The organism is Streptomyces chiangmaiensis, assembly GCF_036281785.1.
Classification (GTDB): domain Bacteria; phylum Actinomycetota; class Actinomycetes; order Streptomycetales; family Streptomycetaceae; genus Streptomyces; species Streptomyces chiangmaiensis.
In genome coordinates this window covers 1-16,224 of the sequence record NZ_JAYWVC010000176.1, presented here as the reverse complement: position 1 = coordinate 16,224, position 16,224 = coordinate 1, and the positions used below count along the sequence as shown (strand labels likewise).

Below are 16,224 nucleotides of genomic sequence, written 5' to 3'. Positions count from 1 at the left end.
TGAGGACGGGAAGTGGGTCCTGCTCTACGTCAAGCGGTGGCTTGTGGCCCCGCTGGCGAAGCCGGACGGCACGGTGCAGCAACGGGAACGCGGGACTCCCCAGGGGTCGGCAATCTCGCCTGTGATAGCAAATCTGTATCTCCACTACGCGTTCGACATGTGGCTGGTGCGGGAGTTCCCGCAGGTCACGTTTGAGCGTTACTGCGATGATGCGGTGATTCACTGCCGCAGCGAGCATCAGGCCCGCCGAGTGCGGGACGCACTTGCTGCGAGGCTGGCGCAAGTCGGTCTGGAATTACATCCAGACAAGACGCGCGTGGTGTATTGCAGGGACACCGACCGGCGTGGCTCGTTCGAGCACACGTCGTTCACGTTCCTCGGGTACACCTTCCGGCCGAGACTGGCCAAGAACCGGTACGGGAAACACTTCGTGAGCTTCCTGCCCGCGGTCAGTAAACAGGCGATCAAGGCGATGGGCAAGGAGATCCGATCCTGGCATATCGCCCGCCGCAGTGACAAGTCCCTCAACGACCTTGCGCGGATGTTCAACGGCATCGTGCAAGGGTGGATCAACTATTACGGGCGCTTCTACAAGTCCATGTTGTATCCCCTTCTCCAGCGCCTCAATGACTATCTGGTGCGCTGGGCTTGCCGGAAGTACAAGCGGCTTCGCCGCCGGGAAAAGAAGGCTCGGGAACTGCTGGCGGGTACTGCCCGCCGGTACCCGAATCTATTCGCCCACTGGCGGTTCGGTCTCAAGCCTGCTGGCTGGACGATGGGAGCCGTGTAAGCCGAGAGGTTTCCGCACGGTTCTGCGAGCGGCGGCGGGTGAGACTCCCGCCGCCGACTCACCTCATGGAACGTCACGACCTTCGCCCGGTTATCGGCGAGCGTGACGCGGTCCTTGACCACGACCATCTCGCCGTCGAACTGTCGCTGCTGGCACGCCTGTACGGAACAGCGGCCGGAACGGTGGACGGACACCTGTCCACCCAGGAGGCGTGGACACTCGCCCATGAGCTGCTGCATGTCCACATCTGGCCCTGGGCTGACGGCTATTTGCAGCAGCTGGAGCACACCGCGCAGTACGCGCCGTACACCACCACCGCCCACCTGGTACGCCGGGTCCTCACCGAAGCCTGCGACTGGCCCGCCACCACCCTCGTCACACCCGACAAGGAGTCCACCGTGATCACCGTCTACTCCACGCCCTGGTGTGGCTACTGCGACCGCCTCAAGAAGCAGCTCGACCGCGAGAACATCCCGTATACCGACGTCGACATCGAGCAGGATGCGACGGCCGCGAAGTTCGTCGAGAGTGTCAACGGCGGCAACCAGGTGGTCCCGACCGTGGTCTTCCCGGACGGCACCGCGATGACCAACCCCGGTGTTCTCCAGGTCAAGCTGTGCCTCGCCAGCTCCGCCTGAACCAACCTCCGCGACCAGGAGCCGCACCATGTCCATCGTCGACCATCTGCGCGACGGCCCCGCCTACCTCGACTACAACGCCACCACCCCTGTCGACCCCGAGGTCGTGGAGGCGATGCTGCCGTACCTGACGACCCACTTCGGCAACCCCTCCAGCAGCCACGCCTACGGCCGCTCCGCTGCCACTGCTGTGGCAGCGGCCCGGGCGCAGGTCGCCGCTCTGATCGGGGCCGCACCGGAAGAGATCGTTTTCACCAGCACCGGCTCCGAGGCCAACGCACTCGCACTCCAGGGGGCGATGCTCCCCGCCCTGCGTACGGGCCGGAACCACCTGATCACCCAGATCACCGAGCACCCCTCCGTCCTGGAGACCTGTGAAGCACTCAAGCGCAGGCACGGGATCTGGGTGACCTACCTGGCCGTCGACGAACATGGCAGCGTCGACCCCGAGGCGCTGCGCCGGTCGGTCAACGAACGCACCGCACTCGTCTCGCTCCAGTTCGCCAACGGAGAGACCGGCACGATCCACCCGATTCCCCAACTCGCTGACATCGCCCACGAAGCCGGCGCGCTCTTTCACACGGACGCCGCGCAGGCAATGGGCAAGATCCCGGTTGACGTCGGCCTGCTGGGCGTCGACCTGCTCACCCTGGTGGGCCACAAGTTCTATGCGCCCAAGGGCATCGCGGCCCTCCGCATCCGTAAACCGCTCCACCTGGAGCCCGTCATCAGCGGCGGCGGACAGGAGCGCGCCCAACGCGCCGGCACCGAGAACGTCGCCGCGCTCGTTGGCCTCGGTGCGGCCGCGGCCAAGGCCGCACGGCTGCTGAGCACCGAGCCCAGGCGGCTGGCCGGTCTGCGCGACCTCCTTCAGCGCACCCTGGAAGCAGCTTTCCCGGGCCGAACCCAGGTCAACGGCCACCCCTCCGAGCGGCTGCCCAACACCCTCAACATCAGCGTCAGCGGGATCGTCGCCGCCGATGTGTTGTCCGCGACGTCAGAGGTCGCGGCGTCCACCGCGTCCGCCTGTCACTCCGGTACCCACCGCCCCTCCGACGTGCTCCTCGCCATGGGGCACTCGACGGAGCGGGCTCTCGCCGCGTTCCGGCTGAGCCTGGGGCGCTGGACGGGCGAGGGGGACGTCGACCGTGCAGCGCGGGCACTGACCGCACAGATCAGGAAAGGGCCGGACACCGCATGACCACCAACCCGCGAGTCCGACAAGACAGCGACGGCTCGCCCGCCGTGAGCCCCGGGGTCAACAACCCGCTCTTTGCTCGCTTCTACGCTTGGCGCAGCCCGTCCACGCAGCGTTCGGGGGGAGCCGACCGGCGACGGCAGTTGCTCGCCGGAATCAGCGGCAACGTCATCGAGGTGGGCGCGGGCAACGGCCTCAACTTCGCGCACTACCCGCCACAGGTTACGCGCGTGCTCGCCGTCGAACCGGACCCGCACCTGGGCGAGTTGGCCCGGCAAGCAGCACGGTCGGCACCGGTCCCCGTCGAGGTCGTCGACGGCATGGCCGAGGAAATGCCCACCGATGACGCGTCCTTCGGGACCGCCGTCGCGTGCCTCACCCTGTGTTCGGTGACCGACCCGGATGCTGCCCTGCTCGAGATGCACCGCGTCCTATGGCCGGGTGGCCGACTGCACTTCTACGAACACGTCCGCGCCGAGCCCCCCGTCCTCCACGGACTTCAGCGCATTGTTGACGCCACCATCTGGCCCCGCCTGTTCGGCGGCTGCCACTGCAGCCGGGACACGTCGGCCGCGATCACACGAGCGGGATTCGCCATGGAACAGGTCGACCGGTTCCGAGCACCGGACCTACCTCTCCCTGTGCCGACGGCGCCGCACATCCTCGGTACGGCGGTCAGGGTCGACAGCGGAAGCTCGGCCGCGTGATCACCGTGCAAGACGTTCTTTATCCCCGGCGCTGGGAAGAGTCTGGGTGATCCGCCAGAGCCGACGAGGGAGTTCGCCTTCCTCGAAGGGGTGAACGTCCTCCAGCTGCCAGCCATCGGCAAGCGAATCGACCAGCGCCCGGTCCAAGAAGTGCACGGCGAAGCCACCGTGCTCCCAGATGTTGTCACCGTGCCCGACGCCAGCCTCGAAGTCGGTGTCGCCAGTGTGCCGAGCGGTGTACACGAGCGTGCCGCCTGGCCGCAGCACGCGGGTGATCTCCGCCATGACGGAATGGAGTTCGTCGGTGGACAGGGCCATGCACAGCAGCATGTGCGCGAACACCGCGTCCACGGCCTCGTCGGGAAGCGGTAGCGGCGCACGCACGTCGTGCACCACGGCGGACACGTGCCGCTCCAACTCCTGGGCCGCGGCGTCGGTGCGCAGCTGGTCGATCCCGGCGGGGCTGAAGTCGCAGGCCGTGACGTTGAACCCATGGCGAGCCTACATTCCCCGGTGAGCGCGGTAAGTGTCCTGCCACTGCTGACGTTGGAGATCCGCCAGCTTTGTGTCCTGCCCGTGCATCACCGCTCCTGCTTTGTGCATTGACCCTTGACTCGTACGAGCCGGTGTCCAGCCTATGGTGCCTGGGCTGCCTGGATGACGCCGTGGACGGCTTGTGCGATGCGTGCGGCGGCCTGGTCGGGGGCGGGCTGTCCGGCGTCCAGCCAGGCGATCACCGCTTCGGTGGTGACGGTGGGGATGAGCCTGGCGGCCCAGTCGGTCCAGTGCGGATCGGAGATCAACTTGGCTAGCTGGCGATAGGTGACATCGCGTGAGGCGGTGGTGAGCGCGTCGGTCATGTCGCGAAACTCCGGTTCCCGGGCCGCGTACCGGAACAGGAGCCGGAAGCCGTCGGGGTCCTCGGCGGCCGCCTCGACGAGAGCGGGGATGGAGTCGTCGGTGAAGTTGTCGTCGCCGACGGCGTCCACGAGGCGGGTGCAGGCGCGGTCGAGAGCGGCGCGGTACAGGTCCGCCTTGGACTCGAAGTGCCGGTAGAGGATCACGCGGCTGATTCCCGCCTCGGCCGCGATGTCGTCCAGGCCCGTGGCCCCGTACCCGGTGCGAGCGAAGGCGCGGGTGGCGGCGTCCAGGATCTGCTTGCGCCGTTCCGCCCGGCGCAGACGGCGACCGGGGACAGGCGGGACGGACTGCTCGCCGTCTGCTGCTGGGGCCATGGTCGACGTCCACCTCACCTTGCTTATGAGCGAGTATACAAGTAGGTTTGTTTACATCAGAGTGTACAAATGGATGTCACGTAAGTGAGACGTGGAATGCCCTACGCATCCGTCCGCACCCCGCTCTTCGCACGCTTCTACGCCCGCATAGGCCCGGCCATGGACCGCGGCGGCATGGCCGAACACCGCAGCACCCTGCTGGCCGATCTCACCGGGCAGGTCATCGATGGGTGCCGGAAACGGACTGAACTTCCCGCACTACCCGGCCACCGTCACCCACGTCCTCGCGATCGAGCCCGAGCCCGCCCTGCGCGCCCTCGCCCGCGACAGCGCCGCCGCCATGCCCGCCCCGATCGAAGTGACCGACGGTCTCGCCGAGCGACTCCCCACGGAGGACGCCGCCTTCGACGCCGCCGTGACCTCCCTCGCTCTGTGCTCGGTCGCCGACCAGCAGGCCGCACTGCACGAGATCCGCCGAGTACTGCGACCCGGCGGGCGCCTGTACTTCCTCGAACACGTACGAGCCGACACCCCCGGCCTCGCGTGGCTGCAGCGCCTGCTCGACGCCACCGTCTGGCCGCACCTGTTCGGCGGCTGCCACACGTCACGCGACACGCTCGCCGCCATCCACAACGCCGGATTCACCCTCGAACGCCTCGACCGCTTCCTCTTCCCCGACGCCCGAACACCCGGCTCCTTCCACATCCTCGGCACCGCCCTGCGGGAGACGCCATGACCAGCGGGCCCGGCCGGATCGAAGTGCGCGGCCTCACCAAGCAGTTCCAAAGCCTCAAGGCAGTCGATGATCTGTCCTTCACGGTCGAAGCTGGGTCGGTCACCGGCTTCCTCGGCCCCAACGGAGCGGGCAAGACCACCACCCTCCGTATGATCCTCGGCCTGATCACCCCGGACGCCGGCACCGCGACCATCGGCGGACACCCCTACACCGCGCTGCCCGCACCGGCCCGCGAAGTCGGCGCGGCCCTGGAGGCCACCGGCTTCCACCCCGCCCGCAGCGGCCGCGACCACCTCCGCGTCCTGTGCACGGTCGGCGGCTTCCCGCCCTCCCGCGCCGACGCGATGCTGGACATGGTCGGCCTCACCGCGGCGGCCCGCCGCCCGGTGGGCGGCTACTCCCTGGGCATGCGCCAGCGCCTCGCCCTGGCCGCAGCCCTGCTCGGCGACCCGAAGGTGCTACTGCTGGACGAGCCCGCCAACGGCCTCGATCCCCAGGGCATCGCCTGGATACGGCAGTTCCTGCGCTCACTGGCCGACGAGGGGCGCACCGTGCTCGTCTCCAGCCATGTGCTTTCGGAGATGCAGCAACTCGTCGACCACGTCGTGATCATCAACAAAGGGCGAGCGGTACACCAGGGCCGACTCGCCGACCTGTCCGCCACTACCGTCGCCGTCACGGTCCGCAGCCCGCACACCACCGCCCTCGCCGCCGCCCTGGACCGCGCCACGACCAACGGAACCCGTATCGAACGCACCGGCCCCGACGCCCTGTCCGTCACCGGCATGACACCGGCCGACATCGGACGCCTCGCGCACACCGAACGCATCGAACTGCACGAACTCAGCCCCACCCGCCGCGAGCTGGAACAGCTCTTCTTCACTCTGACCCACCACACAGAGGAGAGGAACTGATATGCGGCGACTGGTCGCGGGCGAGATCCACAAACTGATCACCACCCGGCTGTGGCTGTGGCTGCTGCTCTCCTCCATGGCCCTGACCGCTCTGTACGCGAGTCTGCTCGTCGCCTTCGCCGACGCGCCGGACACCTGGACCCCGTCCCTGGACACGCCGGCCGGACAGCAGAGCCTGTTCGCCGTGGCATCCGGCGGCTCAAGCACTCTGACCGCCGTACTCGCCGCCATCGGCATCACCGGCGAATACCGGCACAGGACCGCGACCGCGACCTTCCTGACCACCCCGCACCGCGGCCGGATCATCGCCGCCAAGCTGATCACCTACGGTCTCGTCGGCATCCTCTACGCGACCGCCTGCCTGGCCATCGTCACCGTGATCGCCCTGCCCTGGCTCGCCGCAAAGGGCATCGACATCGACCTCACCGCCAACGGCATCCCCGCCACCGCGCTCGGCGTCCTCACCGGCGACGCCATCTTCGCCCTGATCGGAGTCGGCGTCGGCGCCCTGATCCGTGACCAGGTGGCCACCGTGGTGGCGCTGCTGGTGTACCGCTTCGTCGCCGAACCGGTCGTCACCAACATCCCCGCGCTCAAAGGCTGGACGCTCTATTTACCCGGTCCGGCCTCCCAAGCTCTCACCAACGTCACCTTGACCACCCAGCATTTCCTCCACACCTGGCAGGGCGGACTGCTACTGACCGGCTACGGGCTCGCCTTCGCACTCACGGGCTCACTCTTCTCCATGCGGCGCGACATCAACTGACCGACTTCGCCCTTTCAAGAGGTCGGGTAGCCCGGGGGTGCGATTCCCCGGGATCACCCGACCCGTCCCACTGTCCGTGGACACAGGGGGTGGGCGCTTCTCGCCTTGTGCGACGCGGTGCACCGGCCACCCTCGCCGGCGTGCCCGTCACCGCCGATCCCGCACGCTCTCGGCCGCATCGGCCACGGCGGCACCGCGATCCCTCCCGACCCTGGAGACCCTTCGGACAGGCTGCGCACCGCCTGCTCCGACACCCGTGCTCTACCCGGCCGACCACCCGGGACAGGAGCTGGCCCTGCAAGAGATCACCCGGTGGATCCGGGGTGAGAACTTGCGACGTCTGTGGCAGCAGGCGTCGCGAGTCGGCTGTCCCGCCGAAGGCAGCGACTTGCCATCACCATCCCTTGATCCAGCCACGAACTCACGTGCCAGCCTTCATAATTGAGCGGATGCCCCTTGGGTTCCTCCAACAACCCCTGCGAGATTCCGCGAACCCGTCAGCTTGGACCGGCGGCGACTCGATCCCTCATGGCCTCTGGACCTGGCGCTCGGCGAGCCGGCTCGCCACCTGTCGGCGCCGGGCGAAGGCGTGCACCCGCCGATACGGCGGGGAGTCCGCAGGCAGCTTGGCCTGCTTCACGCCGTTGTCGACGACTACCGCTGGTTCGTTGAACCCGTCGGTAGTGTGGGTTGACGGCAGAGTGGGTTGGTCATAGAGCGGCGGTAGGAGCCAACTGCCGTGCTCCGACAACGGCATCATCACGGTGACCACGGTGTGGACCGACGGACGCGCGTACTATCCGCTGCACGCCCAGCCCTACACACCCGCCCACCACTTCGCCCGCGGCCGGTCCGATCCGGGCTTCCGCACCAAGCCCTGGCCGGCCGCCGCGCTCGCGGCGCGGGGGAAGGAGGCGGGCTTCGGCTGCCGGGCGGTGGTCGCCGACTGCGCCTTGTCCGTCAGCGACGACTGGTACCTCGCGCTGCGTGACGCCGGGCTGGCTTACGTGGTGGCCCTCAAACCTCATGGCGGTACCTGGGCACCGGCCGGTCAGCCGCACACCCCCATCGACTGCTTGTTGGCTTGAACAACCCCGAGCTGCTGCGAGGTTGTGTGTCGGCTTGCAGCGACCTGGGCTGTCGCGTGGTGCCGCGCCTGTCGTGGGGTGCCGCCCCTGTCGTCGGCCGATCCGAGCTCCCTTTCTGCCGCACTTGAAACCGGAACGGGTTCCGGTTATGGTTCAACCGGAACGGGTTCCGGATAGCCGGGTACTGCGGCGTCGCGCTTCTCTACGAGCGGCCGCACTCCGGCTGTCCGGCGGTGTTCTGAATGACCGGGTTCTTGCCGCCATCGGAACCGGCGCAACCATCACCAGGGCGTGGGCCAGGCCCGTCGGCAGGTCTCCCGCGACGTGATCGAGGTCACCCGGGACGATCCCTCCGACGCGCTCCCCGGCCCTGGCTCCACTGAAGAGCTACGCCACCCGAACAGGTACAAGCAGGGAAGACAGGAAAGAGATCATGGACAAGTCTTTCGAGGGCACCACGGCGCTGGTCACCGGCGGTGGAACCGGTATCGGCCGGGCTTCGGCACTCGCCCTGGCCGCGGCCGGCTGCACCGTGACGGTCGCCGGGCGCACGGTGGCCACCCTGGAAGAGACCGTTCGGATGATCACGGAAGCCGGGGGCACCGCCCGCCACGTGGCGTGTGATGTCAGTGACGAGCAGTCGGTCGCGCATGCGGTCCAGGTGGCTGTCGGAGACTCCGGGCGGCTGGATTTCGGTGTCAACAGCGCCGGGATCAGTGGCGGAGACGATCTGCGGAAGACGGCTGACTACTCCGTCGAGGCCTTCGACCGCATGATCGCCACCGATCTGCGGGGGACGTTCCTGTCGATGAAGTACCAGCTGCGTCAGATGCAGGCGCAGGGCTTCGGCTCCATCGTCAACGTCGGCTCCGGGGCGAGTGTGGTCGGAGTGGCGGGCTTCGCCGGATACACCGCGGCCAAGCACGGCGTCATCGGGCTGACCCGGACGGCCGCGCTGGACTACGGGCCGGACGGCATCCGGGTCAATGCCCTCGTCGTCGGCCTGGTCAACACGCCGCTGATCGCCGAAGGGCGTTCGCCGGAGGTGATGGCGGCCCGGGTGGCAGCCCACCCGATCGGCAGGATCGCCGAACCCGAGGAGATCGCCGACGCCGTCCTGTGGCTGTGCTCCGGCCGGTCCAGCTTCGTCACCGGCGCGGCCCTCCCGGTCGACGGCGGATACACGGCCCGCTGACCGGGAAGGGATCACAACTGGCCATGTCCACGGTTTCCTTTGATCACATCGGGCTGTCGGTCGCCGACCTCGACCGGCAACGCCGCTTCTACATCGAGGCATTCGGCTTCCACGACAGGCACCGGACCGAGTTTCCCGAGGCCGGTATCCGCATCGTGTTCCTCAGCGGCCCCGGCGGCGCCGCGGTCGAACTGACCGAGCGCGCGGGCTCGGCACCGCAGCACTTCGCCGATCCCGTCGAGGGCGCAGGCGTCCAGGGCTACTTCCACTGGGCCCTGACCGTGGACGACCTGGAGGCGGCCATTTCCACCGCGGTCGCCTGCGGCGCCCGCACCATTTTCCCGCCGGCACCGGCCCGGCGGCCCGGGATCCGCTTCGCCTACCTCGCCGACCCCGAGGGCAACCTCGTCGAACTGCTGCAACACACCCAGTGAGCCGGCACCACCACCCACAAGCCCTCGCCCGCACATCGGCGGCCGCAACGGACCAGGAGCAGCCTCATGCGCGCCCAGGCCGCCCCGCATGGGCCGAGATCTACGGGACCGAGCAGCAGCACTTTCACCCGCACTCGGTACGACGGCAACGCGGGCCCTGGTTTGGGCCCTGCTCAAACGTACGTCGGCCGCGACCCGCTACAACCTGCGGCCTGTCAGGCCGCGATCACCACCACACACACATGGAGGAAGACAACTTGACTTCTTCCCCCTCGTGAGCGAGGGGGATTCCTACGGCTCGCGCCGTGGGGGTTTCTGTTTCATCGCCGACTGCCCGCCCGGAGTTCTCCGTTGAGGTCTTACGCCGGCTCCACAGACAGACGCCGTCAGCCCGACGGCCAGGATGTTCTTCGCCGCGTTCACGTCCCGATCATGGGTCGTCCCGCAGTCACACGTCCACGTGCGGACGTGCAGCGGCATCTTGTCCTGCAAGGTGCCGCAGACGGAGCACAGCTTGGAGGAGGGGAACCACCGGTCGATCGCGATCACTTCGCGGCCGTACCACTGGGCCTTGTACTCCAGCATGCTCCGGAACTCCGACCACGCCGCATCGCTGACAGCGCGGGCCAGGCTGCCGTTCTTCACCATGTTCCGGACGGCCAGGTCCTCGATCACGATCGTTTGGTTTTCACGAACGAGTCGAGTGGTGAGCTTGTGCAGGTAGTCGCGCCTGCGGTCGGCGATGCGGGCGTAGACCTTGGCGACCCTCCGGCGTGCCTTGGCCCGGTTCGCTCCGTCGCCCTTGGCCTTGCGGGCAAGCTGTCGCTGGGCCTTGGCGAGGCGGGCGCGGTCACGCCGCTCGCGCCGGGGGTTGGAGACCCTCTCCCCGGTGGAGAGGGTCAGCAGGTGTTCGAGTCCGACGTCTATGCCGACGGCCGTATCTGTGGCCGGGAGCGGCTGGACGGACTGGTCCTCGCACAGCAGGGAAACGAATCAGCGCCCGGCCGCGTCCTGCGACACCGTCACCGTGGACGGCGACGCACCCTCGGGGAGCGCACGGGACCACACGATGTCCAGCGGCTTGGCCATCTTCGCCAGGGTCAGCTTGCCGCTGCGGAACCGGAACGCGCTGGTGGTGTACTCCGCCGACTTCCGCGACTTCTTCCGCGATTTGAAACGCGGGTACTTGGCACGCTTGCCGAAGAAGTTGGTGAACGCCACCTGGAGGTGCCGGAGGGCTTGTTGGAGCGGCACGGAGGAGACGTCGTTGAGGAACGCGAGTTCCGCGGTCTTCTTCCAGGCCGTCAGCATCGCCGACGTCTGGTTGTAGTTCACCCGTTCCTGTCGCGTCCACGCTTCCGTGCGCGCTGCAAGGGCCAGGTTGTAGACCTTCCGCACGCATCCGAACGTGCGGGACAGCTCGGCTGCCTGCTCGTCCGTGGGATAGAAGCGGTACTTGAACGCCCGCTTCACGTGGGCGGTCTTCACGGTTCACATACTACCGCATCAGTTTGTGACGGGCTGCGGGCAGTTGGGCGTGGACGCCGGTCCGCCCTGGCGGCGAACCGGCTCTCCCTGCCCTGCCCCGCAGGGGCTCGTTTCCTCCCCGGCCTGAAGGCCGGGGTATCCACGAAGGAGATCAGATGACCGGACGACTGCAGAACACGGTGGCGCTGGTGACCGGCGCCAGCAGCGGCATCGGTGAGGCGACCGCGCGGAGCCTCGCCGCTGAGGGCGCGGCCGTCGCCGTCCTGGGACGGCGGCGTGACAGGCTGGAGGAGCTCGCGGACAAGGTCCGCGCCGATGGCGGGACCGCCTTCGTGGTCGCGGTGGACATCACCGACCAGCAGCAGGCGGCGGCGGCCGTGGAGGCTGTGGTGGCCGAGTTCGGGCGCCTGGACACGGTCGTCAGCAACGCCGGCACCATGGGCGTCGGGCAGGCTGTGGACTCTCCGCTCGAGGAGTGGGAGCGCATGCTCGAGGTCAACGTCCAGGGCCTGCTGTATGTCACCCATGCTGCGCTGCCGCACCTGCTGCGCGCCGCGGAGGACTCTCCGCGGCGGGTGGCGGACCTGGTCAACATCAGTTCCACCGCGGGCCGGGTGGCGCGGCCCGGGACGGCTGTCTACAACCTGACGAAGTTCGGCGTCAACGGATTCACCGAGGCGCTGCGGCAGGAGGTCATGCAGAAGCGCGTGCGGGTGAGCGTGGTCGAGCCCGGCACCGTGGACACGGAGCTCAGCTCGCACCTGCGCGACGGTGTGCGGCAGGCGATCGAGCGCCAGGTCGAGGGCATGGAAATGCTGCGTCCCGAGGACATCGCCGACGCGGTCTCCTACATCGTCACCCGGGACCGCCGGGTCGCCGTCAACGAGATCCTGGTTCGTGCCGGCGAGCAGACCTGGTAACGGACCGCGGACGAAACCGCTGGACGGGCCCTCCCTCCGGCAATCCTCCTGTGAGGCCCAGGCCACAGCCGCGAATCGTATTTTCGAGCGGGACAGGCACCCCCAGCCCCGTCATCGCCGACGCCCGCTGTCGCCACCGGTCACCACGACCCGGCTCGCGCTCGAGGCCGGAGCAACCTGGAGTCGATACGCCCCCGGCGACCACACATGGTCACCAGCGGGGGCTGGACTCCACGAAGAACCGGCGCCGGTTGAACAGACGAGCCCACCAGTAGGGGCCGTATGAAGCACCTGGGGGTTGGGCAGGCTCTCCCTGAACATGGATCTTTCGAACCGGTTCCTAGAAGGAACTTACGATCCGCCTGTTCTCTCCCCTCCCTTCTGTGAGTCACCCACTTTCAGAGCCTACCCTGCCTTGCAGGGTGACGATTCTCCCGAACGAATTCGAGCCTCTTGACGTACGAATCGGTTCGGTAGTGGAGTGGGTCACGGGCGATCACGCGGCTCGGGACGGGCGCCTCGGGAGCGTTGTCGTGGCTTACGTCCGCGGGAGAGCTGCTCGCCCGCATGGAATGTCCGCGGCAAGGCCGGCCACGGCGGGCTGCGGCATGCGCCATGACGTCCGTAACGATGTTCAAGGAGTTCCCTGTGACAGAGCCATCCCCGATCGCTCGCCCTGCGCGGCTGCTGCCTGAAACCGGCCGGCCGTGGGTCGGGGCGAACTTCTGGTCCCGTCTCGGCGGCCCGCTCATGTGGCGCAGTTTCGACGAGCAGCTGGTTCGGGAGGAGTTGGACGTTCTGGCCAGGCACGGCCTGAACCTGACGCGGTCGTTCTTCTACTGGCCGGACTTCCATCCTGAGCCGGACCGCGTGGACGAGGAGCTGTGCGACCGGTTCGGCCGCTTCCTGGACCTGCACACCGAAGCGGGGATGACGACCGTCCCGACCTTCATCGTCGGCCACATGTCGGGTCAGAATTGGGACCCTGAGTGGAGGGCGGGCCGCGATCTGTACCGCGATGTGTGGATGGTCGACCGGCAGGCGTGGTTCGTACGCGAGATGGTCCGCCGATTCCACAGGCATGAGGCCGTCGCCGGCTGGCTGATCTCGAACGAGATGCCGCTCTACGGAGGCGGGGGCGGGGGGCTGGGAGGAGAGGACCGTCCCGGTGCCGACCACGAGGATGTCACTGCTTGGGCCGACCTGATGGTGCAGGCGGTGCGCGCGGGCGGCGGCACCCAGCCGGTCTCGATCGGCGACGGCGCATGGGGAATCGAGGTGACCGGCCGCGACAACGGCTTCCGGCTCCGGCGACTGGCTCCGCTGGTGGACTGGATCGGCCCGCACACGTACCACATGACCGACGACCCCGTGCGTCAGAACCTGATCCCCGCCATGATGTGCGAACTCAGCCATTTCGGTCGTCCCGTGGTGATGGAGGAGTTCGGGCTCACCAGCGACTTCACCTCGGACGAAGGCGCCGCCGACTACTACCGGCAGGTGCTGCACACCACCCTGCTCGCGGGTGCCACCGGCTGGATCGCCTGGAACAACACCGATTTCGACCTTCCCGACCAGGATCCGTACCGGCACCACCCGTTCGAGATGCATTTCGGCATCACCACCTCGACCGGCGAGCCCAAGCCGCCGTTGCTCGAACTCCAAAGCTTCCGGACCCTGCTGGACGACCTGGACCTCGCCAACTGCCGCCGCGCGGACACCCGCACCGGCATCGTGGTAAGCAGCCAACTCGAGGCGGAGCATCCGTTCTGGAGCCCGGCTGACCAGGACGCGCTGCGAGACAGCCTGCTGCAGAGCTACATCTCGGCCCGCCTGGCCGACCTTTCTCCCGCCCTTGTCCGCGAACTCGACGGTATCCCCGCGGCTCCGCTGCTGGTGGTGCCGTCCGCGAAGGCGCTGACTGCGCCTGGATGCCGCGCACTCGGCGAGGCGGCAGAGGCAGGCGCCACGGTGCTCGTCTCGTACTCGTGCGGTGACACGCCGGTCCAGCGAGGCTCGTGGTGGCCGGGACTGGACGAGTTCTTCGGGGTGCGTAAGCTGCTGCGATACGGGCTGACCGAGCCGGTCACTGAGGACGTCGTGACCTGGCGATTCACCGAAGACTTCGGTGACCTGCCAACTGACACGACGCTGTCGTTCCGGGCCGCGGGAACTGCTGACGGCCGCTGCATGCTGCCGGTCGAGTCGGCTGGCGCCCGGGTGGTTGCCGAGGACCAGCACGGCCGCCCTGCCCTGCTGGTGAAGGACACCGGCGCCGGACGGGTCGTGCTGGCCACGTACCCGCTGGAGTACTTCGCCGCACGCACATCACGTGTCAACCCGGATGACACGGTACGTCTGTACCGCGCCGCCGCCCATGTCGCGGACGCGCTGCCCGCTGTCATGGTCGAAGACGGACACGCCTTCACCGACGTGATCGAGCGTGCCGACGGCCGCCGGTTCGCCTTCGTGATCAGCGAGTCGGCGGAGCCGCTGAAGGTGCGGCTCCGCTGCACGGACCCCGGGCTGCGGCTGGTCGATCATGAGGGACGCGACGCACAGGAGATCTCGCTGGACCCCTACGGCGTTGCCGTGGTCGAGGTCCGGGCATGACGGCGCGCACCCTGGGCACCGCTCTGGCCGTCGACGTGGGCGGCACGAAGATCGCCGCGGCGGGCGGTGGACCGAGCCGACCCGTTTCGGGCCGCAACGGCGCCACCTCGACAGGTACGCGTCTGTCATTCGCACGCGACGTGACCGTTCTCCCAGCGCAGCTGGGGAGGTCCGCCTGCGACTACGGCAGAGCATCGTGAGCCCAGTGGTCCCTGAGGTGCAGAACCGGTTCTTCTGATCGATGTCTTAGTGGAGATCCAGAAGTCCGTTCAGAGATGAAGGGAGACAAGTCACCAGCATGGATAACGGTCGAACGATAGGCTCGGATGCATGAGAACCGGTTCGAAAGCAGACGGCGAAGGCATTCAGCGCCGCCCCACGATCAACGACATCGCTCGTCTGGCCGGGGTTGCCAAAGGCACCGCCTCGTACGCGCTCAACGGTCGCCCCGGTGTCGCCGAGGCCACACGCGCGCGCGTCCTGGCCGTCGCAGCCGAGCTGGGCTGGGAGCCCAGTAGCGCGGCCCGGGCCCTGTCGGGAGCTCGCTCGGAAGCGGTGGGCCTGATCCTAGCCCGTTCTCCGGAAATCCTGGCGTTCGAGCCGTACTTCATGACCCTTATCTCCGGCATCGAGGCAGAGCTGTCAGCGCATGGATACTCCCTGATGCTCCGGATGGTCGGCAGCCACGAGGAGGAGGTGGAAGGCTATCGCCGCTGGGCCGGGCGGCGCAGCGTCGACGGTGTGCTGGTCCAGGACCTGCGCACCGAGGACCAGCGCATCCCGGTGCTGAAGGAGCTGGGACTGCCGGCCGTATTGATGGGCATCAGCGAAGGGGCGGAGCTGCCGACACTGCAGTCCGACGAGGTCGGCGCGGCCACGGAAGTGGTGCGCTACCTCGCTGCCCTCGGCCATCGGCGTCTCGCCCACGTGTCCGGTCCCACGATGTACCGGCACACCCAGACACGGGTTGCAGCCTTCCGAAACGCGTGTGCGGAGGCCGGCATCGAGGTGACCTCGCTGGAATCCGACTACACCGGGGAACAAGGGGCCCAGCTCACACGTCAGCTGCTCATCGCTCAGCACCCACCCACAGCGGTCATGTACGACAACGACGTGATGGCCGTGGCAGCTCTCGGAGTGGCCCGCGAGTTGGGACGCGACGTCCCACGTGATCTTTCCGTCATCGCTTGGGACGACTCGCCTCTGTGCCGCCTGACCCATCCGCCCCTGACCGCGGTGTCCCACGACACTCCCGGCTATGGCGCACGAGCCGTCTCCCTGCTCGTGCAGGCAATCTGCGGGGAGCGGGACACCGGTGTCCACATCTACGAAGTCCCACGCCTGCTCCCTCGGGGCACGACGGCTCCCCCTCGGATGGCGGCAAGGGAGAGAGACGGGTCAACTTGACCCGGCCTTAAAGGGCCGGGTTTGGAGGTAGCGCCCAGCTGGCTGCTGGGTGGGCTCCTTCGTCCAGACACCCCGTTATGGGGTGGCAGGGACGT

14 protein-coding genes and 3 pseudogenes are annotated in these 16,224 nt (G+C 68.0%); 14 read left to right on the top strand and 3 right to left on the bottom strand.

Annotated elements, in window-relative coordinates; all coding sequences use genetic code 11:
- The 4 genes from VXC91_RS33560 to VXC91_RS33545 form a co-directional block, all read left to right on the top strand.
- On the top strand, positions 1–790 hold a 790-nt coding region (locus tag VXC91_RS33560), incomplete at its 5' end, for a reverse transcriptase domain-containing protein (protein ID WP_329511131.1).
- A gap of 398 nt (positions 791–1,188) precedes the next feature.
- Entirely contained in the window at positions 1,189–1,428 is a 240-nt protein-coding gene (locus VXC91_RS33555) for a mycoredoxin (protein ID WP_329511132.1), read from the top strand.
- Between the two features lie 28 nt (positions 1,429–1,456).
- Positions 1,457–2,629, top strand: a complete 1,173-nt coding sequence (locus VXC91_RS33550; RefSeq protein ID WP_329511130.1) for a cysteine desulfurase family protein — start codon at positions 1,457–1,459, stop codon at positions 2,627–2,629.
- Positions 2,626–3,333, top strand: coding sequence for a class I SAM-dependent methyltransferase (locus tag VXC91_RS33545; RefSeq protein WP_329511129.1), 708 nt, complete (start codon positions 2,626–2,628; stop codon positions 3,331–3,333). The genes VXC91_RS33550 and VXC91_RS33545 overlap by 4 nt, the downstream gene beginning before the upstream one ends.
- On the opposite strand, the pseudogene VXC91_RS33540 reads toward VXC91_RS33545, so the two are convergent.
- Positions 3,334–3,819: pseudogene (locus tag VXC91_RS33540) on the bottom strand (class I SAM-dependent methyltransferase); the annotation flags it as partial. It abuts the gene before it with no gap.
- Positions 3,820–3,968: 149 nt separating this feature from the next.
- The gene (locus VXC91_RS33535) at positions 3,969–4,568 is read right to left on the bottom strand and encodes a TetR/AcrR family transcriptional regulator (RefSeq protein WP_329511128.1); all 600 of its coding nucleotides are present in this window, start codon (positions 4,566–4,568) and stop codon (positions 3,969–3,971) included.
- 226 nt (positions 4,569–4,794) lie between these two features.
- On the opposite strand from VXC91_RS33535, the gene VXC91_RS33530 reads away from it, so the two are divergent.
- From VXC91_RS33530 to VXC91_RS33505, 6 genes and pseudogenes are all read left to right on the top strand, one after another.
- Complete coding sequence (locus VXC91_RS33530; protein ID WP_329511127.1) at positions 4,795–5,304, top strand: class I SAM-dependent methyltransferase; 510 nt, start codon at positions 4,795–4,797, stop codon at positions 5,302–5,304.
- Positions 5,301–6,218, top strand: coding sequence for an ATP-binding cassette domain-containing protein (locus VXC91_RS33525; protein ID WP_329511126.1), 918 nt, complete (start codon positions 5,301–5,303; stop codon positions 6,216–6,218). The genes VXC91_RS33530 and VXC91_RS33525 overlap by 4 nt, the downstream gene beginning before the upstream one ends.
- Before the next feature lies 1 nt (position 6,219).
- Entirely contained in the window at positions 6,220–6,984 is a 765-nt protein-coding gene (locus VXC91_RS33520) for a hypothetical protein (protein WP_329511125.1), read from the top strand.
- Positions 6,985–7,727: 743 nt separating this feature from the next.
- A pseudogene (locus tag VXC91_RS33515) lies at positions 7,728–8,057 on the top strand (IS701 family transposase); the annotation flags it as partial.
- 448 nt (positions 8,058–8,505) lie between these two features.
- The gene (locus VXC91_RS33510) at positions 8,506–9,267 is read left to right on the top strand and encodes an SDR family NAD(P)-dependent oxidoreductase (protein WP_329511123.1); all 762 of its coding nucleotides are present in this window, start codon (positions 8,506–8,508) and stop codon (positions 9,265–9,267) included.
- A gap of 23 nt (positions 9,268–9,290) precedes the next feature.
- A complete protein-coding gene (locus tag VXC91_RS33505) occupies positions 9,291–9,701 on the top strand; it encodes a VOC family protein (RefSeq protein ID WP_329511122.1) in 411 nt (136 codons plus the stop codon).
- Between the two features lie 291 nt (positions 9,702–9,992).
- On the opposite strand, the pseudogene VXC91_RS33500 reads toward VXC91_RS33505, so the two are convergent.
- Positions 9,993–11,189 (bottom strand): annotated as a pseudogene (locus VXC91_RS33500) (RNA-guided endonuclease InsQ/TnpB family protein).
- A 155-nt stretch (positions 11,190–11,344) separates the two neighbouring features.
- Between VXC91_RS33500 and VXC91_RS33495 the strand changes: the two are divergent.
- The 4 genes from VXC91_RS33495 (at position 11,345) to VXC91_RS33480 (ending at position 16,129) form a co-directional block, all read left to right on the top strand.
- Entirely contained in the window at positions 11,345–12,109 is a 765-nt protein-coding gene (locus tag VXC91_RS33495; protein ID WP_329511121.1) for an SDR family NAD(P)-dependent oxidoreductase, read from the top strand.
- Positions 12,110–12,757: 648 nt separating this feature from the next.
- On the top strand, positions 12,758–14,722 hold the full coding sequence (locus VXC91_RS33490) for a glycoside hydrolase 5 family protein (RefSeq protein WP_329511120.1): 1,965 nt from the start codon (positions 12,758–12,760) through the stop codon (positions 14,720–14,722).
- Positions 14,719–14,922, top strand: coding sequence for a hypothetical protein (locus VXC91_RS33485; protein WP_329511119.1), 204 nt, complete (start codon positions 14,719–14,721; stop codon positions 14,920–14,922). Before VXC91_RS33490 ends, VXC91_RS33485 begins: the two co-directional genes overlap by 4 nt.
- 130 nt (positions 14,923–15,052) lie before the next feature.
- Positions 15,053–16,129: a LacI family DNA-binding transcriptional regulator gene (locus VXC91_RS33480; RefSeq protein WP_329511118.1), complete on the top strand. Its 1,077-nt coding sequence runs from the start codon at positions 15,053–15,055 to the stop codon at positions 16,127–16,129.
- The last annotated feature ends 95 nt before the right edge of the window (positions 16,130–16,224 follow it).

Coding starts and splice junctions, on each gene's coding strand:
- VXC91_RS33545 (WP_329511129.1), top strand. CDS start 2,626: ATGACCACCAACCCGCGAGTCCGACAAGACAGCGACGGCTCGCCCGCC.
- VXC91_RS33510 (WP_329511123.1), top strand. CDS start 8,506: ATGGACAAGTCTTTCGAGGGCACCACGGCGCTGGTCACCGGCGGTGGA.
- VXC91_RS33530 (WP_329511127.1), top strand. CDS start 4,795: ATGGGTGCCGGAAACGGACTGAACTTCCCGCACTACCCGGCCACCGTC.
- VXC91_RS33550 (WP_329511130.1), top strand. CDS start 1,457: ATGTCCATCGTCGACCATCTGCGCGACGGCCCCGCCTACCTCGACTAC.
- VXC91_RS33495 (WP_329511121.1), top strand. CDS start 11,345: ATGACCGGACGACTGCAGAACACGGTGGCGCTGGTGACCGGCGCCAGC.
- VXC91_RS33520 (WP_329511125.1), top strand. CDS start 6,220: ATGCGGCGACTGGTCGCGGGCGAGATCCACAAACTGATCACCACCCGG.
- VXC91_RS33535 (WP_329511128.1), bottom strand. CDS start 4,568: ATGGCCCCAGCAGCAGACGGCGAGCAGTCCGTCCCGCCTGTCCCCGGT.
- VXC91_RS33505 (WP_329511122.1), top strand. CDS start 9,291: ATGTCCACGGTTTCCTTTGATCACATCGGGCTGTCGGTCGCCGACCTC.
- VXC91_RS33485 (WP_329511119.1), top strand. CDS start 14,719: ATGACGGCGCGCACCCTGGGCACCGCTCTGGCCGTCGACGTGGGCGGC.
- VXC91_RS33525 (WP_329511126.1), top strand. CDS start 5,301: ATGACCAGCGGGCCCGGCCGGATCGAAGTGCGCGGCCTCACCAAGCAG.
- VXC91_RS33480 (WP_329511118.1), top strand. CDS start 15,053: ATGAGAACCGGTTCGAAAGCAGACGGCGAAGGCATTCAGCGCCGCCCC.